Genomic DNA, 26,968 nt, shown 5'->3' on the forward strand with positions numbered 1-26,968 from the left:
TAGCATCGCATATGCTGCGATGCAACCCGATTGAGCGGGAATCTATGGACTCATTTGGCGTAACTCTGCAGAAGCCGGTGAAACAGCGGAATTCGCAGGGGAGAGAGACGATGAAACTGACGCCGATGGCGCCCAAATGTGGGGTCGAGATTTCAGGTGTTACGCTGGCGACATGCAGCGATTCTGAAATGGATGAGATCAAGCAGGTCATCTATGAGCATGGCGTGGCGGTGTTTCGCGATCAGGAGTTCTCACCCGAAGATCACATTCGCTTTGGCAAGCGTTGGGGCGGGATCGATGTGAACAATTATTTTCCGCTACAGGAAGAGTATAACGAGATCGCTATCGTCAAGAAGGAAGCCGACGAGCAGACCAATATTGGCGGCGCCTGGCATACCGATCATTCCTATGACCAGATCCCGGCGATGGGTTCCGTATTGGTGGCGCGCGAGCTGCCTCCTCAGGGCGGGGACACGCTGTGGGCGCATATGGGCGCGGCCTATGATGCTCTGCCCGACGATATCAAAGAGGAGATTGACGGGTTGGAAGCGTTCCATACCGCTGATCATGTATATAAGGCCGACGGCATCTATGCGCAGACCGACATGGGCAAAAATTTGCGCGGGCAGGATCTGAAGACCGGCGCAGTGCATCCGGTGGTGATCCGCCATCCACATACCGGCCGCAAAATGCTTTATGTCAACGGCGGTTTCACGATCAACTTTGTCGGTCAGTCCCGAGAAGAGAGTCTGCCGCTGCTGCAAAAGCTGCTCGATGCAGCGCTAACCGACGACAATCAGTGTCGCCTGCAATGGAAGCCCGGCACGATTGCGATCTGGGACAACCGCACCACGTGGCACAATGCGATGAATGACTATCAGGGCCACCGCCGCGAGATGCACCGCATCACGCTAAGCGGGGAAGCGCTGGCAGCTTAAGCAGTCATTCCTCGCTGGCCGCCAGGTCGCTACCACCCGCTGTAGCACGCGGCTCGCAGGAATATACCAACCGCTCGTTCGGGCGTGCAGGAAGCAACGAGATCACGCTTTGCTGTCGCTCACCAAGGCTGTTCGCCGCCTCGCTGACGCTGCATCTGGGCGCTTCATAGTTGGCGCGTATGTCGCGCACTTGTGCCATATCATTCCGGCCCAGAAGATAGCGCTCGCTGAGGAAGGTGCGTGTTGCCGGATCGTAGCGATTGACCGAAACGACTTCCTCATCGTCCGGAACAAGCACGCGGGTCCATTCGCCCGAGTTGAGCCCATATTGCGTGCGTGTGTTGACGCAGCCATCCGCAGCCCAGTCAAACTCGACATCATCTGTACGCGCGCCGGTAACACGGCTGCGTTCGGGCACCAGAGTGCAGATCATCGTGCCTTCGCTTGCATTTGAGGCGATGGGCGGCGCTTCGCCATTCTCGCCCTTGTTGAGTGCGGCCTCGACTCGGCGGTCAATCTCGTCAATGCCTGGCCGGCTGATCCACAGGATCAATGCGCCAATGAAAGCCACGCCTGCGATACCGGCTGCAATCATAAAGCGCCGTTCAGCGCCTTCCTTTCCGCGCGCATTGGCCGCGACATAGCCCGCGCCAATTGCGATCATCAACAGGATCAGCGCAGCAGCCATCGCATTCTCGCGCTCGCTTTGCACAGACAGCTGAGCTTCCAGTTGGGCGCGGTCGCGGCGTTCGCGCAGTTCGGCTTTGCGCGCTTCGATCCGTTCGCGGGCTTCCTCGCGTTGCTGCTCGATCCGCGTGCGCTCCGACGCTTCAACCTCGTCGATGCTGCGGCAAGGCAATGCATTGACGCTCGGTTCGACGTCGTTCTCGCGCAGGAAAGGCAGCAGTTCGCGGATCGATACAGCGAAGTAGAACTCGGCATCCGACCCATCCGAATCCGCGCCAAAGCTGTTCACGCCTAACACCCCGCCGCAACTGTCGAGCAGCGGCCCGCCCGAGTTGCCGCGCGCGATCGGCGCGGTGTGCAGTATCGTGTCAAATTGGCGGCTGGGCCGCGCGCCAGACAGGAAGCCGCGGCTTTTCACCGGCGGTTGCGCAAGGAAAATGTCACTAATCTCCAGTCCCTGGGCACGATCGACATTCATCGGATAACCAACGGCTGAAACTTCACCCATGTCGCCGACAAGACTGCCGGAGATGGTAAGCGGCGGCAGGCGCATGGCATTGTCGATAATCTCGATCAGTGCCAGATCGTTGCGCGGGCTGACGGATATGGCGCGGGCATAGGCTGCGTCGTCACCCTCGGATGGGACTACGCCAATTCGCAATGTGTCATCCTGCAATGCTTCGCGAATGACATGCGCATTGGTGACGATCCGCGTCGGGGAGACCGCAAAGCCAGAGCCATGGCTGACCGGATAGACTTCGCGTCCGTCGCTGCCGACGATGACCACGCGCACCACACCGCGTGCGGCGGCGTCAATATCTGCACCATCGGCCAGCGCGATATGTGGCGTGAGCAGCGCAATCAAAGCGGCAAAGAGAGTGATTATCCGACCCATAGACGCCATATTTGACGCGGGCGGGCTTTGATCGCAAGCTTCGGGATGCAGTGAATGGCGCATTACCCTATTAATCTGAACATGACCGATGAATTGATCCCTAACGAAACCGCATGGTCCGCTGTTATGCGGCGGGACCGCGCATTTGATGGCCGCTTTGTAACCGGCGTGCTGACCACCGGCATCTATTGCCGGCCCAGCTGCGCTGCGCGGCATCCGGACCGCAAGAACGTGCGCTTTTATGCCACTGGTGAAGAAGCACGGGCGGCGGGGCTTCGCGCTTGCAAGCGATGCCTGCCTGACGATGTCGGCCGCGATGAAGCAGCGGTGCTGGCCGCGATTGAAGAGATCAAAGCGTCGGAGGGCGCGCCGACGCTGGACGAGCTTGCGACCATCACCGGCTATTCGCCCACACATTTCCAACGGGTGTTCAAGCGGGCGACCGGACTGTCGCCGGCAGCCTATGCAAGGGCATTGCGCGAAGAACGAGCCAAGGATGCCTTGATCGGCGCAAACCGGGTCAGCGATGCGATTTACGATGCCGGATACGAAGCGCCGAGCCGATTTTATGAAGGAGTGGAAGGCAAGATGGGCATAACCGCCAGCGACTGGAAAAACGGCGGTGCGGGCCGTGTGATCCATTGGACAGTGGTCACAACGTCGATTGCGCCCATGCTTGTCGCTGCAACCGACAAGGGTGTGTGCTGTCTAAGCTTCAACAAGGGTGAAGAGGAGTTGCGCGCCCGCTTCCCAAACGCGGAACTGATCGGCGGTGGTGATGCATTTCGCGAACTTTTTGAGCAGGTTATCGCTGCCGTAGAAGACCCTACGCTCGACAATTCGCACATCCCCCTGGATGTGAAGGGCACCGCGTTCCAGCAGCGCTGCTGGCAGGCTTTGCGGCAGATCCCGGCTGGTGAAACGCGCAGTTATGGCGATCAAGCGGCGATGCTGGGCAATCCCAAGGCGAGCCGTGCCGTCGGTAGCGCGAATGGCGCAAACAACATTGCGGTGCTGATCCCTTGCCACCGCGTTGTGCCGGCGAGCGGAGGCGTGGGCGGCTATGCCTATGGACCCGAGATCAAGGCCGAACTTCTGAAGCGCGAGCGCAATGATTGAAACCTTTTGCTGGTTTTCTCCGTTGGCAATGTAAGAGAGTTTCTCGAACAGCGGAGCCAGAGTTATGTGCGATGAAGAAAAGATCACCCGTTGGGCTCGCGAAGGGCTGACACGGCGCGAATTTGGTGTGCTTGGCGCCACTGCGGCGGTCGCGGCCTGCGCTCCTGGCAATGGCATGGCCCAAGATCAGGTAGAGACTGTGTCTTCGCCAGGATTCCCCGCGTGGACCGAGCAGGCGGTCAGTTTCGTCACCGACGATGGTACGATGGATGGCTGGCTTGTCTCCCCCACATCGGGCCCTGCACCTGCCGTAATAATCTGGCCCGATATCGCTGGTTTGAGAGAGAGCAAGAAAGCCATGGCCCGGCGGTTGGCTGACCGCGGATACACAGCGCTCGTGGTGAACCAGTATTACCGCGATACGCCAGCCCCCATTTGGAAGGATTTCGCCGACTTTGCGGGAAATGGCGGCTGGGGACGCGCCCGTGAAATGCGCGGGAAGTTGGATGCGGATGCAATCATGCGCGACGCAAACGCTACCGTTGCCTTCCTTGACAGCAGTGCGGAAGTCGACAGCGAACGCGGCATCGGAACGCAGGGCTATTGCATGGGCGGCCCCTTCACAATGTGGAGCGCCGCCGCTGTCCCATCTCGCGTAAAGGCCGCAGCCAGCTTCCACGGGGGCGGGCTGGTGCGTGAAGGCAACCCAAATAGCCCGCACAGACTGTTTGGCCAGATGGACGCAAGCCTGCTTATCGCGATTGCGCAGGATGACGATGCTGAAGCACCGGAAGAGAAAGACACACTGCGCGAGGCCGCTGCGGCTGCCGGACGCGATGCGACGGTTGAAGTCTTTGCCGGTGACCACGGTTGGTGCGTGCCCGATAGCCCCGCCTATACCGAAGCGGAAGCGGAACGAGCCTGGGCCGAGTTGCTTAACCTCTATGAGCGTGCACTCTAGGGAGAACTGGAGCAAACCGCTCCACTATTCCAACAGCACGGAACACATGGAATACAGTTCAGGCGCGAAACCTGTTCGGTTCTGCGAAAGGCGATTTGACTGTATTATCAACACTTTGAAAGAGTCTTCGCCCTTATCGCCAGTTCGCGCTGTGTAGGAGAGAGTTCCCTCGAAATCCGGACCTCATGTCGGAGCAGTCTCCGAAGCCGAAGCCTATTTTTGTTTAGGCCCGGCGCGCTTGCCTTTGGGCTTGCCCGCACCCTTGCCTTTGAAACCTGATTTGGGTTTTCCCGAAGATGGCTTGCCGGTGAATGGGTCGCTTCTGCCTTCGCCGCCAGAGCGCGGCGTATCCTTCCTGTCGCGCTTGTCTTTGAAGCGAGGCTTGCCGCCATCACCCTTACCACCGGGGGCCTTCCCACCGGGCCCCTTGCGGAAAGGCTTGGCTCGCACATTCGGCGCGCCATGCTTGCGGTTATTGCGCGCTTCCACCCGCGGCCCTTCAGCGGATTCCTCGATCAGGATCGCATCCTGCTCGTCTTCGCTCGCTTCGGTACGTTTCAAGGTGTCCGCAAACTTTGGTGCGATTGCGCGAGGGATCTGGAACCAGCTCTCGTTCGGGCCAACCCGGATCGCGCCGATTTCATTGCGCGTAACATGTCCACGCCGGCAGATCAGCGGCATCAACCAACGCGGCTCTGCATTCTGACGGCGGCCTATGCCCATTTTGAACCAGACCACATCCTCGAAACCGGGGCGGTGACGTTCGGCCTTGGCCTTTTCGCGTGCTTCGGGTGTGTTGGCGAGCAGCTCTTCAGGTTGCGGCATCTTCGCGCGGTGCGCTTGCACAAGTGCTGCGGCGATGTCCTCTGCCGGAAGCCGTTCCATCAATTCAGCTGCGATCGCACGGTCATCATCTTCATATTCAGCCGGTGCAGTCAGCTTTTCCATCAGCCGCGCGTGATCTTTCTTGTGGACCGCCTCCGGGGTCGGCGCATCCATCCACTTCGCTTCGATCTTTGCACCGCGCATCATGCTCTCCACGCGCTTGCGGCGATTATAAGGCACGATGATTGCAGCGGTGCCTTTTTTGCCTGCCCGGCCTGTCCGGCCAGAGCGGTGCTGAAGCGTTTCGGCATCGCGCGGTGTCTCGACATGGATCACTAGGCTAAGCGTCGGCAAATCGAGGCCGCGTGCGGCAACGTCTGTTGCTACGCAAACGCGGGCGCGGCGGTCGCGCATGGCTTGTAATGCCTGATTGCGCTCTTGCTGGGAGTGTTCGCCTGACAGCGCCACCACACCGAAACCGCGGTTCTGCAAAGTCGCATGCAGCCGCCGCACGCTGTCGCGCGTTGCGCAGAAACAGATCGCTGATTCCGCTTCATGAAAACGCAGCAGGTTGACGACGGCGTTTTCGATTTCAGACGGACCAACGGTGATCGCCTGATAGCTGATGTCACCGTGTCCGCGATCTTCGCCCGCCAAAGAAAGGCGCAGCGCATTGGACTGATAACGTTCTGCCAGCCGCACAATCGCGCGCGGCATAGTGGCCGAAAACAGCAGCGTGCGGCGCGTATCCGGCGTTGCATCGAGAATTTCTTCCAAGTCGTCGCGGAAGCCCATGTCGAGCATCTCGTCCGCTTCATCGAGCACAACCCCGACCAGGGCAGAGAGGTCTAGCGCGCCGCGCTCCAGATGGTCGCGCAAGCGGCCCGGCGTACCAACAACAATGGCTGGGCCGGAACGAAGCGCGCGGCGTTCTTTGCTCGCATCCATTCCGCCCACACAGTTTGCAATGCGCAGGCCGGCCTTTTCATAGAGCCAGCCGAGTTCGCGGCTGACTTGCAGGGCCAGTTCGCGTGTCGGCGCGATGACGAGCGCCAATGGGCGTTCGGTCAACGGTGTCCCGCGAATCTCTCCGAGCAGTTCGGGCGCAAGTGCCAGTCCAAACGCGACCGTTTTGCCAGAGCCGGTCTGCGCAGAAACGATCAAGTCGCGTCCCGCGGCATCGGGTGCGATGGTAGCGGCCTGAACAGGGGTGGGTGCAGAATAGCCGCGCTCGGCCAGAGCCTCGCCCAGGATCGGTGGTAGGGATTCAAAAGACATGGTATTTCACTTGGGTAACGGCGCAGGAGTTCGCGCGGAGGGAGAGAGGCATGAGAATAACGCGCTCTTTGCACTCATCTCAAACGGGCGACGGCCAATGCCGCAAACGCCCGTGCCGCGCCCTATAGCGACAATTGCTCCACTTGGCTTGCGTTATTTTGCAAGTGCGAAGAGTCAGTCCAGCTTGGGCGGGAAACCCGGCTCGCATTTCGCCATCGCACGCTGGTAGGCATCGCGCGCGCCGATACGCTTAAGATAAGCCTTCAGGTTCGGCATGTGATCGATGCTCATGTCGTTGAACGCGCGCGCGGTCGTGAGTGAGAATCCCAGCATGATGTCGGCTGTCGTGAAATTTGATCCGCCGAAATAGTCCGCTTCACCAAGCGTGGCTTCCAGATGGGCCCAGGCATTGGTAACGCGCTTCATCAGCGGCGGGGGCATTTCAGCTTGAACTGCATTCACCGCGATCATCATCATGCCATTGGTCATCAGCGTCGCATTGGCGAAGTGATACCAATAGAGGTGGCGCGCAAAATCGGGGTCGGTGGGGCCGGGCACCAGCTGTGTATCAGGCGCATATTTGCCGACGATGTAATCCATGATCGCCCCGCTTTCTCCCAGCACGAGATCGCCATCCTCAATTACAGGCGCAATTTCCATTGGATGGAGCGCTTTGAGTTCGGGTGGGGCAAGCCGTGTTTCGGGATCGCGGTTATAGAGCTTCAGATCATATTCGAGCCCCAGCTCCTCGCAAAGCCAGACGATACGTTCGGATTGCGAAATGCGCAGGTGGTGGACGGTCAGCATGTCTGGTTCTCCCTAGGTGTAGCGCGCCCAGCCTTTGCTGGCCGGCTGCAGAGAGTCGAGGAAATTCTCCGCACTATCAAGATATTCGCGCCGTTTCTCTTCGCCCATCCGGTCCCAGGTCGAATAGATTCGCCCGATGCGGTGATTGCTTTCCAGCTGGTCGCGATTTCGGTCCATGAAATGCCAATAGAGCGGGTTGAAGGGGCAGGCACCTTCGCCGGTTTTCTTCGACACGGAATAGCGGCATTGCTTGCAGTAATCGGACATCTTGTTGATGTAATTTCCGCTCGCCGCATAAGGCTTTGTCGCGAGCTTCCCGCCATCGGCATACAGGATCATGCCAACCACATTGGGCAGCTCAACCCAGTCATAGGCATCGGCATAGACCGCCAGAAACCAGTCCTGCACATCGCGTGGATTGATGCCGGCAAGCAGAGCGAAATTCCCGAGCACCATCAGCCTCTGGATATGGTGTGCGTGCGCGTTTTCGCGCGTAGAGCGAATGCTGTCTGCCATGCACCGCATGTCGGTTTCGCCGGTCCAGTAAAATTGGGGAAGGGCGCGCTGGGCGTTCAGTGCGTTGCGGCTCTCCAGTTCTGGCATGAAGTGCCAGTAGAAGCCGCGGACATACTCGCGCCAACCAATGATCTGGCGGATGAAGCCTTCAACCGAATTGAGCGGCGCATTGTCTTCTTCATAGGCTTGCTGAGCACGCTCGCACAGTTCCAGCGGGTCGAGCAGGCCCAGGTTGATGCTCGTTGACAGCATGGAGTGGTAGAGATCGTCAGACCCGTGCACCATCGCGTCCTGATAAGGGCCGAATTTCTCGATCCGTTCTGCGAAGAAGGCATCGGCGGCTTCCTCTGCCTGCGCGCGCGTAACGGGCCATTCGAAGTGCTCCAGCGATCCAAAGTGATTGCCAAACTGGCCTTCGACCAATTCGATCACTTCGCGTGTAATTTCGTCCGGTTCGAATTTCGGCCGTGCGGGCGGGTCCATGCTGTCTTTGGGAGGCTGGCGGTTTTCCTTGTCGAGATTCCATTCACCGCCGACAGGCTTGCCGTCGCCGCGCATGAGAAAACCGGTTTTCTTGCGCATTTCGCGATAGAAATACTCCATCGTCAGATGCTTGCGACCCTCGGCCCATGCCTCGAATTCGGCATGCGAGCAAAGGAAACGGTCATCGGGCAGAATCTCGACGTCACAGACGAACTTGTCTGGCCATTCGTCCTGCATCTGGTGCACGCGCCACTCGCTCGCTTCCACCACATGGATTGCGCGGGGATCATAGCGCCCGATTGCGCGCGCGACTTCGCCGGTGATGCTGCCCGAATTGTCCGCATCGGTCAGCTTTATGTAATCGACCGTCCATCCGGCTTCCCGAAGTTCGGCCGCAAAATGCCGCATCGCGGAGAATATCAGCGCGATCTTTTGCTTGTGATGTTTGACGTAGGTCGCCTCGTCCCAAACCTCCATCATCAGGATGACGGTATCGTCCTGCGTGCGTCCGCGAAGGCTGGCCAGATTGCGGGTCAGCTGATCGCCGAGGATGGGGACAAGGATCGGTTGAGGCATAGCTACTCAATGAGCGAGCACGAGATTGGTGCCTCAAACAAAGCTGTAGGGGTCAATGTCGATCCCGATGCGCACGCCGGGCGGGAATTCCTGCGTTGCGATCCACTCCGTTATGACCTTTTGCAGGTTTGCGCTGCGCCGCGCGTTGACGAGGAAGCGGTGGCGGTATCGCCCGCGCAGCATGGCGAGCGGAGCCGGGGCAGGGCCCAGGATTGCGACATCGTCCACATGCGGGCGAATATCGCCCAGCCGGTTTGCCGCTTGCCGGGCTTCCGCATCGTCCTCAGACGAGATGATAATCGCCGCCCAGCGCCCGAATGGCGGCGCGCCGACATATCGCCGGGCTTCGGTTTCGGCTTCATAGAAAGCGTCCCGGTTGCCTTCAGCCAATGCGGCGATAACCGGCGCGTCAACATGGCGCGTCTGGATTAGGACTTCGCCCGGCTTTGCTCCGCGTCCCGCGCGTCCGGCGGCTTGGGAAACTTGCTGATAGGTGCGCTCGCCCGCGCGTAAGTCTCCGCCCTCCAGGCCCAGATCCGCATCGACCACGCCCACCAGCGTCAGTTCGGGGAAGTGAAAGCCCTTGGTTACCAGCTGCGTACCGATGATGATATCGATCGCACCAGCCTCTGCCGCGGCGATGAACTCGGCGGCTTTCTCAGGTGAGTTGAGCGTATCCGAAGTTGCGACCGCGATGCGCGCTTCGGGAAACAGTTCGCGCACTTCATCGGCAATCCGTTCAACCCCGGGCCCGCAAGCGACCAGACAATCGGGCTCGCCGCATTCGGGGCAAGTCGCGGGCGGCGTTTCCTCATGTCCGCAATGATGGCACGCCAGCCGCTGAGACAGGCGATGCTCGACCAGCCACGCGCTGCAATTTGTGCATTGAAACCGGAACCCGCAATTGCGGCATAGCGTTAGCGGGGCATAGCCACGCCGGTTGAGGAACAGCAGCGATTGCTCTTTCTTCGCAAGCCGATCTTCCAGCGCTTCGACCAATCGCGGCGCGAGCCAGCGCTGCCGGTCGGGCGGTTCCTCAGTCAGGTCAATCGTGTCGATATGCGGAAGCTGTGCCCCGCCAAAGCGGCTGGGCAGATCGAGTTTTTCGTAGATGCCGCTTTCGGCCATTTGCAGGCTTTCCAAGGCAGGCGTTGCGCTGGCGAGCACCACGGGAAAGCCTTCAAACCGCGCGCGCATTACAGAGACATCGCGCGCATTGTAGCGCACGCCGTCATCCTGTTTGAAGCTGACTTCGTGCGCCTCGTCGACCACAATCAGGCCGAGATTGGCATAGGGCAGGAACAACGCCGATCGCGCGCCGACCACGACTTGCGCCGAACCCTCAGAAATCGCGCGCCATGCGCGACGTCGTTCAGTGGACTTTAGCGATGAATGCCATTGCACCGGCGCTGCGCCAAAGCGTCCTTCGAAACGATTGAGAAAATTCTCTGTCAGCGCGATCTCAGGCAGCAGGACCAGCACTTGCTTGCCCTTGCGAATGGCCGCTGCGACCGGTTCGAAATAGGTTTCGGTCTTGCCCGATCCGGTCACCCCGTCGAGCAGGAAAGGCGCAAATTCCTCGGCCTCCACAGCTTGAACCAGCCGGTCTGCCACTTCGCGTTGGTCGGGTGACAGATCAGGTACATCATGATCCGGGTTGGCGGGCGGGAATGGACGGTCGATTGCGACAGAGACCGGCTCGATAACCCCTTGCCCAACCATCCCGCGCAGAACAGCTTCGGATACGCCTGCGATGCCTGCAAGCTCGCGAATTGTTGCTTGCTCGCCTTGCAACGCTTCGATCGCTTGCTCGCGTTGCGGCGTCATCCTTTCGGGTATCCCGCCTGACAGCCGATATTCGGTCATGGTGGCCGGGCCATTGAGTGCGCCGCCGGACGAAATTACCATCCGTGCGACCGAGTTCATCGGGGCACAGTAATAGTCTGCTGTCCACTCTATCAAGCGGCGCAATGCGCTTGAGAGAGGCGGGACCGGAAGGACTTCAATAATCGGGCGAAGCTTGTGATCGGGTACTTCATCAGTAACAAGCCGATCAGGTTCCCAAACTATGCCGGTCAATTGGCGGGGGCCAAGCGGAGCGATAACGACATTGCCGGGCACAACCTCAACCCCTTCGGGCACGCGGTAATCCAGCACACCCAAAGCACGGTTGAAAACAAGAAGGCGGATACGTCGCATAAGAGCCTGCCAATATGGGCCTCTCATGCCATCAACTACAAGCGGGGATGCCCGCGATATGAACGGCTAAGCGTACCGCCGCGCGTATCAGAACGTGTAGGACACCCCGATCAGCGGTGCATGGCCGACCCGATCTGGCGCATTGTCGTGGAAGTCCTGCTGACGCAGATAGGTCAGGCTGAGCGACAGTTTGTCATTCACATCATGCGCCACACCGAACTGCGTTCGCAGGCCGGTCAGGCCGTCCTGTCCGCCCTTGCTGGTGCTGCGCACGGTAAGGAACAGTTCTGCATCGGTCCTAAAGCTCCAGTCGCCGCTATCGTTGATGGGTACCACAACGCCCAAGCGCGGACGGATGCGAAAGCCCATGCGGCTTTGATCTTCGACCCAGCGTTCTTCCAATCTAACGCGTGTGCGTATGAAGCCATGTTTGCTTGAAAGCTGCTGGATCATCCGAACTTCGTCAAAGCCACCGTCATTCTCGCGTTGTTCAAGCGCGCCGGAGAGGGTGAAGGTTTCGTTCAAATCATGGTGCAGCCATGCCCGAACGAAGTAAGTATCGGCTCTGCCGTCGCTTGCGCTGCGAAATCGTTGCGCCGTTTCCAGCTCGATCGAGTCATGTTTCGACAGATCATACTCGATCGAAGGGTTGAGCCACACTTCGAAGGCATCATCGGTAGCATGCGCAGCAGTGGTCATCGCTGCGAGCGACAGGCCAAGCATCAGTTTTGGCAGAATTGCGGGTTTTATCGCACTTTTCCTCAACGGTCATTTGTTCATCGCCCGGCGTCTAGGTGATTATGCCTAACACCGGGTTAACCATCCTGAATTCGCCCCAACTGTGGCTTTCGCGGTGCGCGCACTGTCCGCGGGGCACCAGCATGCGCTAGAGCATAAGCGATTCGAATCCATGATGCGGAGCCAAGCCATGAAGTTCTTTGCCGACACAGCCGAAATTGACGACATCAAGGAACTGGCCGCGACCGGCCTGCTCGATGGTGTCACCACTAATCCCTCGCTGATCGCCAAGTCGGGCCGAGATTTCATGGAGGTGACGAAGGAAATCTGTGGGATCACCGATGGGCCCGTTTCTGCAGAAGTCGTCGCGCTGGATCATGAAACCATGATGACAGAGGCAGAAGTCCTGCGTAAGATCGCGGACAATGTCTGTATCAAAGTGCCGCTGACGATTGATGGTTTGAAGACCTGCAAGGCGCTGACCAGCGATGGCACGATGGTCAATGTCACGCTGTGCTTCAGCGCCAATCAGGCTCTGCTCGCGGCGAAAGCCGGTGCGACCTTCATCAGCCCCTTTGTCGGCCGCCACGATGACAATGGCTTTGATGGAATGGAGCTGATCGAAGATATCCGTCTGATTTACGACAATTACGATTTTGGCACGGAAATCCTGGTCGCAAGTGTGCGCCATGTCACCCATGTGCTGCAAAGTGCGAAGATTGGAGCCGACGTTATGACTGCGCCGCCCAAGGTGATCAAAGCGCTGTTTAATCACGTCCTGACAGATAAAGGGATTGAAGGCTTCCTGAAGGACTGGCAAGCGACCGGGCAATCAATAGTTTAATGTTCGGAGCCGTCTTTGGCGGAAGAAACACCTCTCGATAAGTTCAAGCAGGCGCTGACCGGCGCCAGCCGCGCGATTGCACGTGAAGCGGAGGTGGAAGTTGCCTGGAGTGCGGATTCCCCGTCTGCCAGCGGCAATAATTTCCGCGTGCCTTTGCCGGGGCGCGATTTGCCGCCGGAACAGGTCGCTGAAGCGCGCGGATTTGCAGACAGTTTTGCTCTGAAGTTGCGCCATCACGATGCCGACCTGCACAGCAAGAACGCGCCGCCGGCAGCGACCGCGCGGGCTTGCTATGACGAGTTTGAGCGTGTTCGCTACGAAGCGCTGGGCGCGAACAATTTCGGCGGAATAAAAGCGAACCTCGAAAGCGCAACCGAGATGCGCGTACTGTCCGATCCGATTGCGCGTGCGCAAACTCGCGAAGATGTGCCGCTGCAGACCGCGCTTTCACTGATGCTGCGTGAAAAACTGACCGGCGAGGCCGTGCCAGAGGCTGCGCAGCACGGAGTCGAGCTGGTGCGCGAGTTTATCGAACGGCGGGTCGGTGATGACTTTGAAAACCTGCTGACTTCGCTGGACGATCAGGAAACCTTCCAGTCGCTCAGCCTCGACATGCTGCAGCACCTTGATCTGACCCAGCCGAGCGATTCCCCTGACGAAGCCGATAACGATCAAGGCGACGACGAAGAGGGGCAGGAAGAGCAAGAGGAGGGCGATCAGGATCAAGGCGAAGGCGACGCGCAGTCCTCCGAAATGGCCGGCGAGATGAGCGAAGGCGATTCCGACGGCGAAGGCGACACGGAAATGTCGTCCGATTCCGAAATGCAGGATGGCGAGCCGGGCGAAGAAGGTGACGACGGCATGATGCCGGTGCGCCCCAATCGGCCGCAAGGCGAGATTCCGATGGATCTCGACTATAAATCCTACACCGAGGCTTATGATGAGGAAATTCCGGCCGAGGAACTATGCGATGCAGAGGAGCTCGACCGTCTGCGCGCCTATCTCGACAGCCAGCTGACCGGGCTGCAAGGGATTGTCACACGGCTTGCCAACCGGCTTCAGCGCCGATTGATGGCGCAGCAGAACCGCAGCTGGGATTTTGATCAGGAAGACGGTGTGATCGACGCTGCGCGGTTGGCGCGCGTGGTTGTCTCGCCCGGGACGTCGATGGCGTACAAGATCGAGAAGGATGTCGAGTTCAAGGACACCATCGTGACCTTGCTGATCGACAATTCCGGTTCGATGCGCGGGCGCCCGATCAGCATCGCCGCGATCAGCGCGGATATCCTGGCTCGCACGCTTGAGCGTTCGGGCGTGAAGACAGAAATCCTCGGATTTACCACCCGCGCCTGGAAAGGCGGGCAAAGCCGTGAACAATGGCTCGCCGATGGCAAGCCGCCAAACCCTGGTCGCCTGAATGATCTGCGGCACATCATTTACAAGAAAGCCGACGAGCCTTGGCGCCGCGCGCGCCGCAACCTCGGCCTGATGATGCGCGAGGGCTTGCTCAAAGAGAATATCGACGGCGAAGCGCTGATGTGGGCGCATAACCGGCTGATGGCGCGGCGAGAGGATCGCCGCATCCTGATGGTGATTTCGGATGGTGCGCCGGTCGATGATTCAACGCTCAGCGTGAACAGCGCGGGCTATCTCGAGGCGCATTTGCGCAAAGTGATCGACTGGATCGAGCGCGTTTCGCCGGTGCAACTCGTCGCGATCGGTATCGGCCACGATGTGACGCGTTACTATCGCCGCGCGGTGACCATCATGGATGTCGAACAGTTGGGCGGCACGATTATCGAGCAGCTGGCGGAATTGTTTGAGGAAGAGAAGGGACGCAGATGAACGTTACCGAAGCCGTTAAATCCCGCCGCAGCGTGCGAGAATTTTTAGACAAGCCGGTTGATCTCGAAACGATCCGCCGCGTGATGGATACCGCGCGCTGGGCCGCCTCGGGCTGCAATTATCAGCCGTGGGAAGCGAGCATCCTCACCGGAGAGCCGCTAAAGGAACTGCAGGCCAAGCTGGCGGCTGATGGCCCGCAAAAGCCCGAATATGATTGGACCGCACCGGGTCAGGAAGAGACGTACAAGAAACGGCTGGATGCCGTGTCTTCCGGAATGTTTGGCGCGATGGGCATTGCACGCGAAGACAAGGCGGGACGCATGGCGGCGATGGGCCGCAACGTCACCAGTTTTGACGCGCCCGTGCTGCTGCTGTGTTATTTTCCGCGCCTGATGAAAGAAGCGCAATGGTCTGACACCGGCATGTGGCTGCAGACGGTGGCACTGCTATTGCGCGAGGAAGGGCTCGACAGCTGTTTTCAGGAATTCATGGGGCTTTACCCCAAGACGATCCGCGATTTTCTGGGCCTTGATCATGACCGCTATATGGTCTTTTGCGGCATGGCGATCGGCTATCGCGATCCGGACGCGCCAGTGAACAATTTCGAGCGTGAACGTGTGCGGCTAGACGATCAGGTCAAGTTCCTCGGCTTCTGATCGGTTGACCGCTTCGGCGCGCCTCGGCAAAGGCCTCCACATGACTGACACGCCGCCGCTACAACTATTCAACAGCCTGACCCGCCAGCTGGAGACCTTCCAGCCTGTCCATCCGGGTGAGGCGCGCGTGTACACCTGCGGCCCCACGGTCTACAACTATCCGCATATCGGCAATATGCGCGCCTATGTCTTTGCCGACGTGCTGGGCCGTACGCTGAGTTGGAAGGGTTACAAGCTCACCCACATCATCAATATCACCGATGTCGGCCATCTGACTGACGATGCCGATGCGGGTGAGGACAAGATGGAAAAGATGGCGGCTGAAAAGGCGCAATCCATCTGGGACATCGCACAGCATTATACGCAGGCATATTGGGCGGACGTGAAGGCGCTCAATATCCGTCAGCCAGCGAAATGGTCGATCGCGACGGACTACATCGACGAGATGATCGATTTCGCGAAAAGCATCGCGGACAAGCACTGCTACGAGCTAGACAGCGGCCTCTATTTCGATGTCTCAACCATCGAAGATTACGGGCGGCTTGCACGGGCCGTTACCGAGGATGGAGAGGGCCGGATCGATACGGTCGACGGCAAACGCAACCCTCAGGACTTCGCGATCTGGCGCAACACGCCGGCTGGCGAGAAGCGGCAGATGGAATGGGATTCCCCATGGGGTAAGGGCGCTCCCGGCTGGCATCTTGAATGCTCGGTGATGGGGGAAAAGCTGCTCGGCTTCCCGTTCGACATTCACACCGGCGGGATTGACCACCGCGAGATCCACCACCCCAATGAAATCGCGCAGAACCAGGCGTTCTGCGGCTGTGGTGGCCTGTCGGAAGCGACCAATTCGGGCGCAAAGATTTGGATGCACAACAACTTCTTGGTCGAAAGATCGGGCAAGATGTCGAAGAGCGCGGGCGAGTTCCTGCGCCTGCAATTGCTGATCGATAAGGGCTATCACCCGCTCGCCTACCGCATGATGTGTCTGCAGGCGCATTATCGCAGCGAGCTGGAGTTTAGCTGGGAAGGGCTGCAGGCCGCACTGACCCGGCTGAAGCGGATTGTGATGGCGGTTGAGCGGCTGGCGGATGCGCCCGCGCAGCCCATGGCGGAGCATCCCAAATTCGCCCCATCTCTTGCGAAATTCGAAGAGGCCATGTCTGATGATCTCAACACCCCGATCGCATTGACGGCGCTTGAAGATGCATTGGCGGTCAAGAAGGTTGATGCCGGGATCAAGCGCGCGGTTGTGGAGCACATGGACGCAGTTCTTGGCCTGGACCTCTTCAAGATCACCCGCACCGATCTACGCATCCGGCCCAAGGATGCGCAGATCACAGAGGCCGAGATCGAAGACGCGCTCGCCCGCCGCAAGGCTGCGCGTGCTGAGAAAGACTTCGCCACCAGCGACGCCATCCGCGATGAACTCGCGGCCAAGAGCGTCGAAGTGATGGATGGCGATCCGCTGGGTTGGGAGTGGAAGCTCGATTGATGCTGCCATCCATTGTGGGGGTAGCGTTCCCGCAACTGCCGATTTAACAAGCGCGGCATGACAATTCTCGCACTATCCGGCCTGATCCGCCCGCTGCTCGAACCGCGTTTGCCCGAAGGGCTCGATGTCCGCTGGTTCATGACCAAGGAAGAGGCTCTCAAGGCCGTGCCCGAGGCCGAAATCGGCTGGTTCGACATGTATGAGCAGGACGCGATGGCCGAAACGCTGCGCGCCGCGACCAATCTCAAATGGCTCAACTCGATCTACGCAGGGCTCGATTTCCTGCCGATGGATGTGCTGATCGAGCGCGGGATCACCGTTACGAATGGCGCAGGCATCAATGCGCTGACCATCGCCGAATATGTCGTGATGGGCATGCTCAATATCGCCAAGGGATATCGCGATGTCGTGCGTGCGCAGGAACGCCGCGAATGGTTGCTCGACAGCCCCGGCAAGCGCGAGCTGGCGGGATCGAAGGCGCTGCTGCTGGGTTATGGCGCGATCGGGAAGCTGATCAAGCCGCGGCTTGAGGGCTTCGATGTCGATGTGACCGTGGTGCGGCGCACTCCAGCTGAAGGTGTGCTGACACCAGACCAATGGCGCGACAAGCTTGGCGAGTTTGACTGGGTGATCCTTGCCGTGCCCGCCACGCCGGAAACCGATGGCATGATCGGTGCTGCAGAGCTGGCGGCAATGAAATCGGACGCAGTGTTGGTGAACATCGCGCGCGGCGCGGTGATCGATCAGCCCGCGTTGGTGGACGCGCTCACGGCCAAGACAATCGGCGGAGCGTTTCTGGACGTCACGACACCAGAACCACTGCCCGCCGATCATCCGCTATGGGCGCTCGACAATGCGCATATCACCATGCACCTGTCTGGCCGCGCGCAGGACAAGATGTTTCAGCGCTCCGCTGATCGCTTCCTCGACAATCTGGATAAGTATCTGAAGGGTGAGCCGATCGGCCCGATCTTCGATCCCGCGCTCGGCTACTGATCAAGCATCTTCGAGCAGCAGCAACACACAGGTCACCACCATGCGCGGGTAGGGCAGCGTGCTGCTTGTCACTTCACTGACTGTCGCATTCGCTACCAATTGCCCGGGGATCGAGAACTCGTGGTCGGGCAAGGCGGCTGGCGCTACTCAGCCAGAACCTCGCCTACCCACCGGTTGAAGTTGCGGCGGATGAGGTCGAGATTATCGGCCGCGTGGTTTGGAAAGGCGGGCGGGTTTGAATGACTGTTTTTGGGGTGGAAAGCGGTCGTTCAGCAGAGTGAGTTAGCCGGCTGGCCTTGGGCCGTAAGCGGAAAGACCGCTTTCGGATCGAGCGGTAAGGGAACGCGACCTAACGGAACTCGGAGTGGCGCAGGTTTCGTGAGTGACAGCAATGGCCAACGTGACATGGCATTTGCAAAAGCCACTCAAGCAGAGTTCGAGGACTGCTGCCAATTGCGTGGCGAAGCACCAGTCCAGCTCTTGAACGCTCGACTGAATGCAGACGTATCCTTGTAGCTGAGATTTAGCGCCAGTTCGGTTACGCTCATGTTCCCATGCTGGAGATGCGCTTTTGCCAATCTCTCACGACTGCGTCTGAGGATTGTTTCGAAGCTGGTCCCTCGCTCAGACAGGCGCAATTGCATCACGCGGGGACTTACGCCCAGGAGCTGCGAGACTAGAGGGAGTTGGCATTCCCCGGTGGGTAGGAGAGATTCAATCGCCAATCGCAACCGATCTTCGAGATCGAGGTCCAGCATGCCTTCGGCCGCCGATTGCCAGGCCGCATCAAGTGATTGCCGAACTTCTTTGCTGATCGCGACCGACGTATCCAGAAGTTCCGGCAGATAGTGAACCGCGTTGCGCCAGCTGCCGCAATCCATCTCCGCTCCGTGTATTCTGGTCTTACGCAATGCGCTACAGTTCGGGCGAGCAAACTCGACTCGTGTCGGTGACACCTTGCCTCCGCTGAGTTGGGCGATCGCACTTACTGAAAGCGCGATGCTTACGGCGGCGAGCTGGGTGCAATCGACCTGGTCCTCGAAATCAAATCCAAGCTCGAGGATGACGCTCTCGTCTTCCGGATTGATGTCGAATCTGACCCCCCGGGCATGAAAGCCCAAGGACTGCTGCATCATCAGCAGTGCGCTTTGCATATCGCGTTGTAGACATGCGGCCGACCCGAGAGCTCCGAACACCTCCAACCCCTGGCTCTCTCCCAGCAACAGACCAAAGTCGCCGCGATCGAGACTAATAGCAGTACGATGATATAGTTCTGCGAGTACCGTGTAAGGAATGTAGATTTCCGGCGTGCGGGTAATAACCGGGCTTAGCCCGACCGAGCGGAGCAAAGTGGCCGGATTGCCGCCGAGGCTGGTCACCAGTTTTTCGAAGCCGACAAGTGATCCGGCACGCGCAAAATACTTCATAGGCCACCCATGATTCGCAATATGTCAACTCTTCCTTCGCAATATGTCAAGTATATTGCTCGCTCCTTGCTATTGGTTTCGTCGGGAAGTGAACTGGGAGAGGGGCGATGAGCGCCGCGTTCGACATTATCATCAAGAATGGACGATACTTCGATGGAACTGGCGGAGCATCCGCCATCCGCAATGTCGGGATCAAGGATGGCCGCATTGCATCGGTCGAGCAGGTCCCGCTTGACGAGACTGGATGCGAATGGATCGTCGATGCCGATGGAAAATGGGTCGTCCCAGGCTTCATCGACACTCACACACATTACGATGCCGAGGTGATCGTCGCGCCCTCGCTGTCCGAAAGCGTCCGCCATGGCGTGACCACCGTACTCATGGGGAGTTGCTCGCTCAGCATGATTTGCAGTGAGGCGGAAGACGCATCCGACATCTTCACCCGCGTCGAGACCGTCCCTCGCGAGAAGGTCCTTCCCGTTCTTCAAGAGCACAAGAGCTGGAGCACACCGAAAGAATGGAAGGACTTTGTCAATTCCTCACCAATGGGGCCAAACGTAATCGCGTTCGTGGGACACAGCGACATGCGAGTTGGTGTGATGGGCCTCCATCGCGCTACCGATCGCGCGGTCAAGCCAACCAAGGCTGAGCTCGAGAGGATGGACGCGATCCTCACAGAGGCGCTCGACGAAGGCTATCTCGGCCTGTCGACCATGTGTCTCAAATGGGACAAGGTCGATGGCGACCGCGAATGGTCGAAGAGCCTGCCCAGCACCTATGCCCGTTGGGGCGAGATCGCGCGGCTCAATAGGCAACTGCGCAAGCGCAAGCGAGTGCACCAAGGTGCGCCTAATGCGGCCAATCCGCTTCAGATCACCCAATACCTGTGGGAGACGATAGGATTATGGCGCCGTCCGCTCAAGACTACGCTGATCTCGATGCTTGACCTAAAGGGCAACAAGACGCTCCAGCCGCTCGCCTCCTTCGCTGCCAAAATGGCCAACCTTGTGCGCGGAAACTTCCGCTGGCAGCTGCTACCAACGCCGTTCACCGTATATGCCGACGGCATCGATGTAGTCTTCTTCGAGGAGTTTGGCGCTGGCGAAATGGCGTTGGATCTCAAGGAGAAGGTCGAGCGCGATGCGCTACTCAAGGACGAGACCTATCGTCGCAGTTTCCGCAAGTTCTACGGCGAAAAGCTCAGCCCGCGCGTGTGGCAACGCGACTTCGGTGATGCGATCGTGCTCGAATGCCCCGACGAGACCCTGGTCGGGCGCAATTTTGCCGAGATTGCCGCAGAGCGCGAGATCCACGTCGTCGACCTGTTCCTCGATCTGGTCGTCGAGCACGGCAAGAAGCTGCGTTGGTACACGACCGTGGGCAACCACAATCGCGCCAAGCTGAAGAAGATGGTGCAGGACAAGAATACCCTGATCACCTTCTCGGATGCCGGCGCGCATATCCGTAACATGGCGTTCTACAACCTCCCGCTACGTTTCCTCAAACTGGTGAAAGAGAGCCATGATGAGGGCAAGCCAATCATGTCATTCGAAAAAGCAATCTGGCGGATGACCGGCGAACAGGCCGACTGGCTGAATATCGAAGCAGGCAAGATCCGTGTTGGTGATCGGGCAGATGTTGCGGTGATCGACCCCAACGCTTTCGAACAGGATCTCGAGAAGGTTCAATGGGCGGACATGGAGGGCTTTGGGCTCGAGCGGCTCGTCAATCGCAATCCTGGGCTGGTGCAAACCGTGATTATCAACGGCAAGCTCGCGGTCGAGGACGAACAGGTTGCGCCTGCACTCGGACAGGAGCAGGGATATGGACGGTTTCTGGAGGCTGCGTGAAGCTGCTATATATAACGCATGCGAATTAAGGGGATTGGCCAATGGATAATCTGATCAGGATGGCATTGGGAATTAGTTCCATCGCGTTCATGGGAAGCTGTGCCATTGCTCCGGGCGACCGAGATGGCCGTGAGCGAGAGCAGCTTGTGGACGCGGCTGCGGTCGCGCCCCAAGGCAATCCCGACGAGTTGTTGTGGGGCGACATCCATCTCCACACCGAGTATTCGATGGATGCCAACACGTTTGGCGTGCGCCTTTCGCCGGACGATGCATATCGCTTTGCAAAGGGGGAGGCGGTTACCGCTTCCAACGGCATGAAAGCCCAGTTGGAAGCCCCGCTCGATTTCCTGATGGTTTCTGACCATAGCGATTACCTTGGCTCGCTGGTCGAACTGCGTAACCGCAGCCCCAAGTTGCTAGCCAACTCGACGCTCGCAGAGTGGCTGCGGATTCTCGGCCTGCCCACCCGTGCCGAGCGACTTTCGCTAGAAGGTCGCCAGACAGAACAATCAAATCCTGCCGAACTTGATGCGGACGAGATTCGGGGGACCTATTGGGCCAAGACAATTGCTGCGGCGGAGGAAGCGAACCAACCGGGCGAGTTCACGTCTTTCATTGGGTTCGAATGGACCGCGCAAGATGGTGGGCGCAACCTTCACCGAGTGGTGATGTTCCGCGACGGGGCTGAGCGTACCCTGCAAACCTTGCCGCTTTCTGCACGCCAGACCGATGAGCCTCAGGAACTCTGGTCCTATCTGCAGGCGTATGAGCAGAAGACGGGCGGCAGGGTGCTCGCTGTCGCCCACAATGGCAATATCTCGAACGGGGCAATGTTTCCGCTCAACACGCTGGAGTTTGGCGGCCCAATGACTGCGGAATATGCCAGCGCGCGCGCGCGATGGGAACCGGCCTATGAAGTCACGCAGATCAAGGGCGACGGCGAGACTCACCCATTCCTTTCCGCTGATGACGATTTCGCCGACTATGAAACGTGGGACAGGGGCGATTTTGCTGGTGTACCGAAGACCAAGGACATGTTGCCCGCAGAGTATGCACGTTCGGCGTTGCTTCGCGGCCTGACAATCGAACAACGCTTTGGCACCAATCCTTACAAAATGGGTCTGATCGGCTCGACTGATGCGCACACGGCGCTCGCTGCGGTGGATGAAGACAATTTCTGGGGCAAGCACAGCGCAGAGATGGAGCCCGGCCCGACGCGTTGGAAGGACGCGGTAGGCGGTCGCGGCGAGCTGACGGTGCCGGGCTGGATGATGGCATCTTCGGGCTACACGGCGGTTTGGGCCCGAGAGAATACGCGCGCTGAGATATGGGACGCCTTCAAGCGGCGCGAAGTTTATGCAACCACCGGACCACGGATCAGGTTGCGCTTCTTCGGCGGCTGGTCTTTCACCGATGCTGATGCAAGAGGTGCGGATCTTGCAGCCACAGGTTATGTCAAAGGGGTTCCGATGGGAGGTGATCTGGGCGCCAGGGCTCCTGGCAAGGTTCCGAGTTTCCTGATTCAGGCCCTGCGCGACCCGAACGGCGCCTCGCTCGACCGGATCCAGGTGATCAAGGGCTGGCTCGATACCGAAGGTAATCGCAAAGAAAAGGTCTTCGATGTCGCCTGGAGCCATCCGGACAAACGTAAGCGCGGGGCCGACGGCAAGCCGCCCAAGATCGCCGGCAATGTTGATATGAAAAACGCCACTTATGATGACAGTGTGGGCGCAACGCAGCTCGTCACCATGTGGCGCGATCCGCAGTTCAATCCAAGGCAGAATGCATTCTATTACGTGCGCGTTCTGCAGATCCCAACGCCGCGCTGGACCACCTACGATGCCAAGCGCTTTGGGATCCAATTTCCGGATTATGTGCCCACTATCACGCAGGAAAGAGCATATTCGTCTCCGATTTGGTATTCGCCCTACTGACGAAAGACGAGCCTTGTTCAAATGAACGGCAAGCTCAAGCGATGACCGCTTCAGGCGAACCCGACGTCTCGATGCGAGTCCGCTCTTGGGTATCCATCCTCGAAGCTTTGATGTCCGACATTGGGGCGCAAAGCTACCACGAGGATCAACGTCCGCAACTGGGTCGTTAGCGGACGTTGAAGATTTCTTGCATTCCTCTCCTCCTCCCGCCACATCGCATCCCATGACTGACACATCCAAGCCTACACCCCCAATGCGCGCCGCGATCCTGCCGGTTACGCCGTTGCAGCAGAATTGCTCGCTGATCTGGTGCACCAAGACGATGAAGGCTGCGCTGGTCGATCCAGGCGGGGATTTGGACAAGCTCAAGGCGGGTGTCGAGAAGGCCGGCGTGACGCTGGAGAAAATCCTCATCACGCATGGGCATCTGGATCACTGCGGGCAGGCGGGAATGCTGGCAGACGAGTTGAGCCTGCCCATCGAAGGCCCGCACAAGGATGACCTGTTCTGGATCGAGCAGCTCGACAATGACGGTGCGCGTTATGGCATGGAAGCCAAAAGCTTCACGCCCACGCGCTGGCTGGAAAATGGCGATACGGTAACCGTGGGTGAGCTGACGCTGGACGTAATCCATTGCCCCGGCCACACGCCCGGCCATGTCGTGTTTTATCACGGGCCGAGCCGCTTTGCGATTGTCGGCGACGTGCTGTTCCAGGGGTCAATTGGCCGCACCGATTTCCCGCGTGGCAATCATCAGGATCTGATCGATGCCATCACCCAGCGACTATGGCCGCTGGGCGATGACGTGATGTTCATCCCCGGCCACGGCCCGACCAGCACATTTGGTCAGGAACGCAAGACCAACGCGTTTGTGAGCGACTACGCGCTTTCCTAGTTCCGCACGACATCCGGCGTGCGATTTCCTCGCTCACGCGACCTGAAGGCCGCATCGCTGCGGGCGGGCGCCAGAACTTTTGGGCGCCCTTGCGGCTCGCTGGTCGCTCGCCGTTGGGAGCGAACCAGTTGGCGCTTTCTCTACATGACCCCCATCAGGATCAGAAGCGCAACCACAGCCAGGCCGAGCAGTGTCAGCATGGTAATCAGCACGCCGATCATGCGTGGTTTGGTCGGGCCTTCGCCATCCATCCCGATGCCATGCGCAACACGCCCGAGCATGTAGATGCCAGCCACATAGGCCAGCCATGGTTCGCCGCGCCCGGTCAATTCGATCGCTGCAATCAGCGCGAGCACAAAGGGAGTATTCTCGACAAAGTTGAGCTGCGCGCGCATCCGGCGCGTGAGTGGGCCACCGCCATCATCGCCGTGGATCACCTTCAGTTTGCCACGCATTTGCCCGACGCGAATCGACAGCCAGATATTGATGATCGCCGCCGCGGCGACTGCGGACAGTGTAACCGGTAGAATAATTGCCATGAGAGCTCCCCTCAAACTTCGTTCCGCTAGTGTGCTATGCGGTGCTGCTACGGGTTGCAACCTTGGATTTTTGCGTTATAGCGCGCCGCTTACCGCCAAAGCCGGGATCGATTCTGGTGTGCATGACTTGTGCGCCTTCGGTTCCTGCACTAGAGCGGCTCACGATTTGACCGATTTATTAAGGAACAGGTGCCGAGATGGCTGTCCCTAAGAGAAAAGTATCGCCACACCGCCGTGGCATTCGTCGTTCGCATGATGCGTTGAAGGTTGAAGCCTTCCACGAGTGCAACAATTGTGGCGAACTGAAGCGTCCGCACAATCTGTGCCCGCATTGCGGCTTCTACAACGGTCGCGAGGTCGTTGCGGTCGGTTTGTAATCACCGCTGATTTGGAGATTGTGGAATGAGCCTGCCGCGTATCGCGATTGATGCGATGGGCGGCGATGAAGGCGTGCGCGTAATGGTCGAAGGTGCGGCCTTGGCTCGCCGCCGCCATGACAAGTTCCAATTCCTGCTGGTTGGCGATGAGACGCAGATCAAAGCTGCGCTCGATACGCACCCGCAAATGCGCGGGGCATCGGAAATTCTGCATTGTGAAGACGTGGTGGGCGGCGATGAGTTGCCCAGCCGCGCTTTACGTCGCGCAAAAACCACCAGCATGGGGCTGGCCGTCAATGCGGTGAAGCAAGGCGATGCAGGTGCCGCGGTGAGCGGCGGCAACACTGGCGCGCTGATGGCAATGAGCAAGCTTGCGCTGCGCACTATGCCAGGAATTGATCGTCCGGCATTGGCCGCAGTTTTGCCAACGCTTGAAGAAGATGACGTGGTCATGCTCGATCTGGGCGCGAACACCGATGCCGATGCGCGCAACCTGGTTCAGTTCGCGATCATGGGTGCGGCATATTCCCGCATCATTACCGGCCGGGAAGAGCCGCGCGTCAGGCTGCTTAATATCGGTACCGAAGAGATTAAGGGTACAGAGGCGCTGCGCGATGCGGCGTCTGTTCTTCAGGAAGCGGCTGGCACTTTGGCGATGCAGTTCGATGGTTTTGTCGAGAGCGACAAGATCAATCGCGGTCAGGTGGATGTGGTGGTTACCGACGGATTCTCCGGAAATATCGCATTGAAGGCGATCGAAGGCACAGCGCGCTTCGTCACGGATTTGCTGCGCAGCGCGTTCACAAGCTCGCTGCGTTCGAAGATCGGGTTTCTGGTATCACGCCCGGCAACAGAGCTGCTCAAGCATCACCTTGATCCGAACAATCACAATGGCGCCGTTTTCCTGGGCCTGAATGGCGTGGTGGTCAAAAGCCATGGCAGTGCGAGTGCGGCCGGCGTTGCCAATGCGGTCGCCGTCACAGCTCGCTTGCTTGAAAACAAGCTGACCGAGCGTATTGCGCATGATCTGGCCGAATTGGGCGAAGACAGATTGCGCACCCAGCCCGCCAATGGGTCAGAGGGTGCCAAGTGATCCGTTCCGTCATCCGCGGCAGCGGCTCTGCGCTACCAGCGAAGGTCGTCACCAATGCGGAGCTTGCACATCGGGTTGATACGACCGACGAATGGATCGTCGAACGCACCGGTATTCGCCAACGCTATATCGCCGGAGAGGGCGAAACGACATCGAGCCTCGCGACCGAAGCTGCGCGCGCGGCGCTTGAAGATGCGGGAATAGATGCGAAGAGCATCGACCTGATCGTTCTGGCAACCGCGACACCGGACAACACATTTCCAGCAACCGCCACCAAAGTGCAGAACGCGCTTGGTTGCAATGGCGGGATCGCTTTCGATGTCGCTGCGGTTTGCTCAGGCTTTCTATACGCGCTGACCACAGCCGATTCGCTGATTCGCACCGGCACGGCAAAGCGCGCTTTGGTCATTGGCGCAGAGACATTTAGCCGCATTCTCGATTGGGAAGACCGGACGACCTGCGTTCTGTTCGGTGATGGCGCGGGCGCGGTGGTTTTGGAAGCCTCTGAAGCTGAAGACTCGAAAGGCGCCGGGCTGCTCGGTAGCCGGCTACACGCAGATGGCGCGCAGCATGATCTGCTCTATGTCGATGGCGGGCCGTCGACCACGCAAACGGTGGGTCATTTGCGCATGAGAGGCCGCGAAGTGTTCCGCCATGCCGTCGTGAATCTGGCTGAGGTATTAGGCGAAGTCCTTGAAGATTCAGGTGTTTCAGTTGATGAAATCGACTGGGTTGTTCCGCATCAAGCCAACAAGCGCATTTTGGATGCAACCGCGAAGAAGCTCGGCATTGCGAGTGAGAAAGTGATCGTGACAGTCGATCAGCACGCCAATACTTCGGCCGCATCTGTGCCACTTGCGTTCGACGTTGCGCGCAGGGATGGCCGCATCAAATCTGGTGATCTGGTGATGTTCGAGGCGATGGGCGGCGGCTTCACCTGGGGGGCGTGCCTCGCGCGCATGTGAACAAGTTAGTTGGTCAATGTCCTGAAATTT

At 59.0% G+C, this 26,968-nt stretch carries 23 protein-coding genes and 1 pseudogene; 15 read left to right on the plus strand and 9 right to left on the minus strand.

The features are described from left to right. Window positions 1-110 precede the first annotated feature (110 nt). Complete coding sequence (locus QZ487_RS05650; protein WP_285976781.1) at window positions 111-938, plus strand: TauD/TfdA family dioxygenase; 828 nt, start codon at window positions 111-113, stop codon at window positions 936-938. A 4-nt stretch (window positions 939-942) separates the two neighbouring features. Here the strand turns inward: QZ487_RS05650 and QZ487_RS05655 are convergent, their stop codons facing one another. Continuing rightward, window positions 943-2,520 (minus strand): serine protease, encoded by a 1,578-nt coding sequence (locus QZ487_RS05655; RefSeq protein ID WP_296023724.1) that lies wholly within the window; start codon window positions 2,518-2,520, stop codon window positions 943-945. A gap of 81 nt (window positions 2,521-2,601) precedes the next feature. Between QZ487_RS05655 and QZ487_RS05660 the strand changes: the two genes are divergently transcribed. Further along, complete coding sequence (locus QZ487_RS05660; protein ID WP_296024119.1) at window positions 2,602-3,639, plus strand: bifunctional transcriptional activator/DNA repair enzyme AdaA; 1,038 nt, start codon at window positions 2,602-2,604, stop codon at window positions 3,637-3,639. Between the two features lie 64 nt (window positions 3,640-3,703). Then, window positions 3,704-4,600 carry a dienelactone hydrolase family protein gene (locus QZ487_RS05665; protein WP_296023725.1) on the plus strand — a complete coding sequence of 299 codons (897 nt, stop codon included), beginning with the start codon at window positions 3,704-3,706 and terminating at the stop codon, window positions 4,598-4,600. 213 nt (window positions 4,601-4,813) lie between these two features. Here the strand turns inward: QZ487_RS05665 and QZ487_RS05670 are convergent, their stop codons facing one another. The 5 genes from QZ487_RS05670 to QZ487_RS05690 form a co-directional block, all read right to left on the minus strand. Continuing rightward, entirely contained in the window at window positions 4,814-6,703 is a 1,890-nt protein-coding gene (locus QZ487_RS05670) for a DEAD/DEAH box helicase (protein WP_296023726.1), read from the minus strand. A 174-nt stretch (window positions 6,704-6,877) separates the two neighbouring features. Next, a complete protein-coding gene (locus QZ487_RS05675; RefSeq protein WP_296023727.1) occupies window positions 6,878-7,510 on the minus strand; it encodes a glutathione S-transferase family protein in 633 nt (210 codons plus the stop codon). Between the two features lie 12 nt (window positions 7,511-7,522). Then, window positions 7,523-9,085, minus strand: coding sequence for a cryptochrome/photolyase family protein (locus tag QZ487_RS05680; RefSeq protein WP_296023728.1), 1,563 nt, complete (start codon window positions 9,083-9,085; stop codon window positions 7,523-7,525). 33 nt (window positions 9,086-9,118) lie between these two features. Continuing rightward, window positions 9,119-11,284, minus strand: coding sequence for a primosomal protein N' (locus QZ487_RS05685; RefSeq protein ID WP_296023730.1), 2,166 nt, complete (start codon window positions 11,282-11,284; stop codon window positions 9,119-9,121). An 87-nt stretch (window positions 11,285-11,371) separates the two neighbouring features. Continuing rightward, entirely contained in the window at window positions 11,372-11,983 is a 612-nt protein-coding gene (locus tag QZ487_RS05690; protein ID WP_296023731.1) for a DUF2490 domain-containing protein, read from the minus strand. Window positions 11,984-12,212: 229 nt separating this feature from the next. On the opposite strand from QZ487_RS05690, the gene fsa reads away from it, so the two are divergent. From fsa to QZ487_RS05715, 5 genes are read left to right on the plus strand one after another with little or no spacing between them, the layout of a single operon-like run. Then, window positions 12,213-12,866 carry a fructose-6-phosphate aldolase gene (gene fsa, locus QZ487_RS05695; RefSeq protein ID WP_296023732.1) on the plus strand — a complete coding sequence of 218 codons (654 nt, stop codon included), beginning with the start codon at window positions 12,213-12,215 and terminating at the stop codon, window positions 12,864-12,866. Between the two features lie 15 nt (window positions 12,867-12,881). Further along, entirely contained in the window at window positions 12,882-14,711 is a 1,830-nt protein-coding gene (gene cobT, locus QZ487_RS05700; RefSeq protein ID WP_296023735.1) for a cobaltochelatase subunit CobT, read from the plus strand. Next, the gene (locus QZ487_RS05705; RefSeq protein WP_296023736.1) at window positions 14,708-15,367 is read left to right on the plus strand and encodes a nitroreductase; all 660 of its coding nucleotides are present in this window, start codon (window positions 14,708-14,710) and stop codon (window positions 15,365-15,367) included. Before cobT ends, QZ487_RS05705 begins: the two co-directional genes overlap by 4 nt. Before the next feature lie 40 nt (window positions 15,368-15,407). After that, the gene (gene cysS, locus QZ487_RS05710; RefSeq protein ID WP_296023737.1) at window positions 15,408-16,862 is read left to right on the plus strand and encodes a cysteine--tRNA ligase; all 1,455 of its coding nucleotides are present in this window, start codon (window positions 15,408-15,410) and stop codon (window positions 16,860-16,862) included. A gap of 57 nt (window positions 16,863-16,919) precedes the next feature. Beyond that, window positions 16,920-17,858, plus strand: a complete 939-nt coding sequence (locus QZ487_RS05715; RefSeq protein ID WP_296023738.1) for a D-2-hydroxyacid dehydrogenase — start codon at window positions 16,920-16,922, stop codon at window positions 17,856-17,858. Here QZ487_RS05715 and QZ487_RS05720 read toward each other — a convergent pair whose 3' ends face one another. Then, window positions 17,859-17,990: a hypothetical protein gene (locus tag QZ487_RS05720; protein ID WP_296023740.1), complete on the minus strand. Its 132-nt coding sequence runs from the start codon at window positions 17,988-17,990 to the stop codon at window positions 17,859-17,861. On the opposite strand from QZ487_RS05720, the pseudogene QZ487_RS05725 reads away from it, so the two are divergent. After that, window positions 17,987-18,097, plus strand: a pseudogene (locus tag QZ487_RS05725) (transcriptional regulator); the annotation flags it as partial. The gene QZ487_RS05720 and the pseudogene QZ487_RS05725 overlap by 4 nt on opposite strands. 186 nt (window positions 18,098-18,283) lie before the next feature. Here QZ487_RS05725 and QZ487_RS05730 read toward each other — a convergent pair. Continuing rightward, window positions 18,284-19,285, minus strand: a complete 1,002-nt coding sequence (locus QZ487_RS05730) for an AraC family transcriptional regulator (protein WP_296023741.1) — start codon at window positions 19,283-19,285, stop codon at window positions 18,284-18,286. Window positions 19,286-19,392: 107 nt separating this feature from the next. Between QZ487_RS05730 and QZ487_RS05735 the strand changes: the two genes are divergently transcribed. The 3 genes from QZ487_RS05735 to QZ487_RS05745 all read left to right on the plus strand — a co-directional run bounded on the left by QZ487_RS05735 (window position 19,393) and on the right by QZ487_RS05745 (window position 23,964). After that, window positions 19,393-21,135, plus strand: coding sequence for an amidohydrolase family protein (locus tag QZ487_RS05735; protein ID WP_296023742.1), 1,743 nt, complete (start codon window positions 19,393-19,395; stop codon window positions 21,133-21,135). A 41-nt stretch (window positions 21,136-21,176) separates the two neighbouring features. Continuing rightward, window positions 21,177-23,069, plus strand: a complete 1,893-nt coding sequence (locus QZ487_RS05740; RefSeq protein ID WP_296023743.1) for a DUF3604 domain-containing protein — start codon at window positions 21,177-21,179, stop codon at window positions 23,067-23,069. A 223-nt stretch (window positions 23,070-23,292) separates the two neighbouring features. Further along, window positions 23,293-23,964 carry an MBL fold metallo-hydrolase gene (locus tag QZ487_RS05745; protein ID WP_285976795.1) on the plus strand — a complete coding sequence of 224 codons (672 nt, stop codon included), beginning with the start codon at window positions 23,293-23,295 and terminating at the stop codon, window positions 23,962-23,964. Between the two features lie 140 nt (window positions 23,965-24,104). On the opposite strand, the gene QZ487_RS05750 is transcribed toward QZ487_RS05745, so the two are convergent. Beyond that, a complete protein-coding gene (locus tag QZ487_RS05750; RefSeq protein WP_296023746.1) occupies window positions 24,105-24,503 on the minus strand; it encodes an MAPEG family protein in 399 nt (132 codons plus the stop codon). 197 nt (window positions 24,504-24,700) lie between these two features. Here QZ487_RS05750 and rpmF point away from each other — a divergent pair, with 197 nt between their 5' ends. From rpmF to QZ487_RS05765, 3 genes are read left to right on the plus strand one after another with little or no spacing between them, the layout of a single operon-like run. Further along, window positions 24,701-24,880, plus strand: coding sequence for a 50S ribosomal protein L32 (gene rpmF, locus QZ487_RS05755; RefSeq protein ID WP_285976797.1), 180 nt, complete (start codon window positions 24,701-24,703; stop codon window positions 24,878-24,880). Window positions 24,881-24,905: 25 nt separating this feature from the next. Next, on the plus strand, window positions 24,906-25,973 hold the full coding sequence (gene plsX / locus QZ487_RS05760) for a phosphate acyltransferase PlsX (RefSeq protein ID WP_296023747.1): 1,068 nt from the start codon (window positions 24,906-24,908) through the stop codon (window positions 25,971-25,973). After that, window positions 25,970-26,938: a beta-ketoacyl-ACP synthase III gene (locus tag QZ487_RS05765; RefSeq protein ID WP_296023748.1), complete on the plus strand. Its 969-nt coding sequence runs from the start codon at window positions 25,970-25,972 to the stop codon at window positions 26,936-26,938. The genes plsX and QZ487_RS05765 overlap by 4 nt, the downstream gene beginning before the upstream one ends. Window positions 26,939-26,968 lie beyond the last annotated feature (30 nt).

The organism is uncultured Altererythrobacter sp. (assembly GCF_913057185.1).
Taxonomy (GTDB): domain Bacteria; phylum Pseudomonadota; class Alphaproteobacteria; order Sphingomonadales; family Sphingomonadaceae; genus Erythrobacter; species Erythrobacter rubellus.

Excerpts from the sequence above, each read along its gene's own strand:
- QZ487_RS05735 (WP_296023742.1), top strand. The coding sequence starts at position 19,393 with ATGAGCGCCGCGTTCGACATTATCATCAAGAATGGACGATACTTCGAT.
- plsX (WP_296023747.1), top strand. The coding sequence starts at position 24,906 with ATGAGCCTGCCGCGTATCGCGATTGATGCGATGGGCGGCGATGAAGGC.
- QZ487_RS05715 (WP_296023738.1), top strand. The coding sequence starts at position 16,920 with ATGACAATTCTCGCACTATCCGGCCTGATCCGCCCGCTGCTCGAACCG.
- QZ487_RS05730 (WP_296023741.1), bottom strand. The coding sequence starts at position 19,285 with ATGAAGTATTTTGCGCGTGCCGGATCACTTGTCGGCTTCGAAAAACTG.
- QZ487_RS05745 (WP_285976795.1), top strand. The coding sequence starts at position 23,293 with ATGACTGACACATCCAAGCCTACACCCCCAATGCGCGCCGCGATCCTG.
- cysS (WP_296023737.1), top strand. The coding sequence starts at position 15,408 with ATGACTGACACGCCGCCGCTACAACTATTCAACAGCCTGACCCGCCAG.
- QZ487_RS05650 (WP_285976781.1), top strand. The coding sequence starts at position 111 with ATGAAACTGACGCCGATGGCGCCCAAATGTGGGGTCGAGATTTCAGGT.
- QZ487_RS05655 (WP_296023724.1), bottom strand. The coding sequence starts at position 2,520 with ATGGGTCGGATAATCACTCTCTTTGCCGCTTTGATTGCGCTGCTCACG.
- QZ487_RS05685 (WP_296023730.1), bottom strand. The coding sequence starts at position 11,284 with ATGCGACGTATCCGCCTTCTTGTTTTCAACCGTGCTTTGGGTGTGCTG.
- QZ487_RS05680 (WP_296023728.1), bottom strand. The coding sequence starts at position 9,085 with ATGCCTCAACCGATCCTTGTCCCCATCCTCGGCGATCAGCTGACCCGC.
- QZ487_RS05740 (WP_296023743.1), top strand. The coding sequence starts at position 21,177 with ATGGATAATCTGATCAGGATGGCATTGGGAATTAGTTCCATCGCGTTC.
- QZ487_RS05750 (WP_296023746.1), bottom strand. The coding sequence starts at position 24,503 with ATGGCAATTATTCTACCGGTTACACTGTCCGCAGTCGCCGCGGCGGCG.
- rpmF (WP_285976797.1), top strand. The coding sequence starts at position 24,701 with ATGGCTGTCCCTAAGAGAAAAGTATCGCCACACCGCCGTGGCATTCGT.
- QZ487_RS05705 (WP_296023736.1), top strand. The coding sequence starts at position 14,708 with ATGAACGTTACCGAAGCCGTTAAATCCCGCCGCAGCGTGCGAGAATTT.
- QZ487_RS05690 (WP_296023731.1), bottom strand. The coding sequence starts at position 11,983 with ATGACCACTGCTGCGCATGCTACCGATGATGCCTTCGAAGTGTGGCTC.
- QZ487_RS05670 (WP_296023726.1), bottom strand. The coding sequence starts at position 6,703 with ATGTCTTTTGAATCCCTACCACCGATCCTGGGCGAGGCTCTGGCCGAG.
- QZ487_RS05665 (WP_296023725.1), top strand. The coding sequence starts at position 3,704 with ATGTGCGATGAAGAAAAGATCACCCGTTGGGCTCGCGAAGGGCTGACA.
- fsa (WP_296023732.1), top strand. The coding sequence starts at position 12,213 with ATGAAGTTCTTTGCCGACACAGCCGAAATTGACGACATCAAGGAACTG.
- QZ487_RS05660 (WP_296024119.1), top strand. The coding sequence starts at position 2,602 with ATGACCGATGAATTGATCCCTAACGAAACCGCATGGTCCGCTGTTATG.
- QZ487_RS05675 (WP_296023727.1), bottom strand. The coding sequence starts at position 7,510 with ATGCTGACCGTCCACCACCTGCGCATTTCGCAATCCGAACGTATCGTC.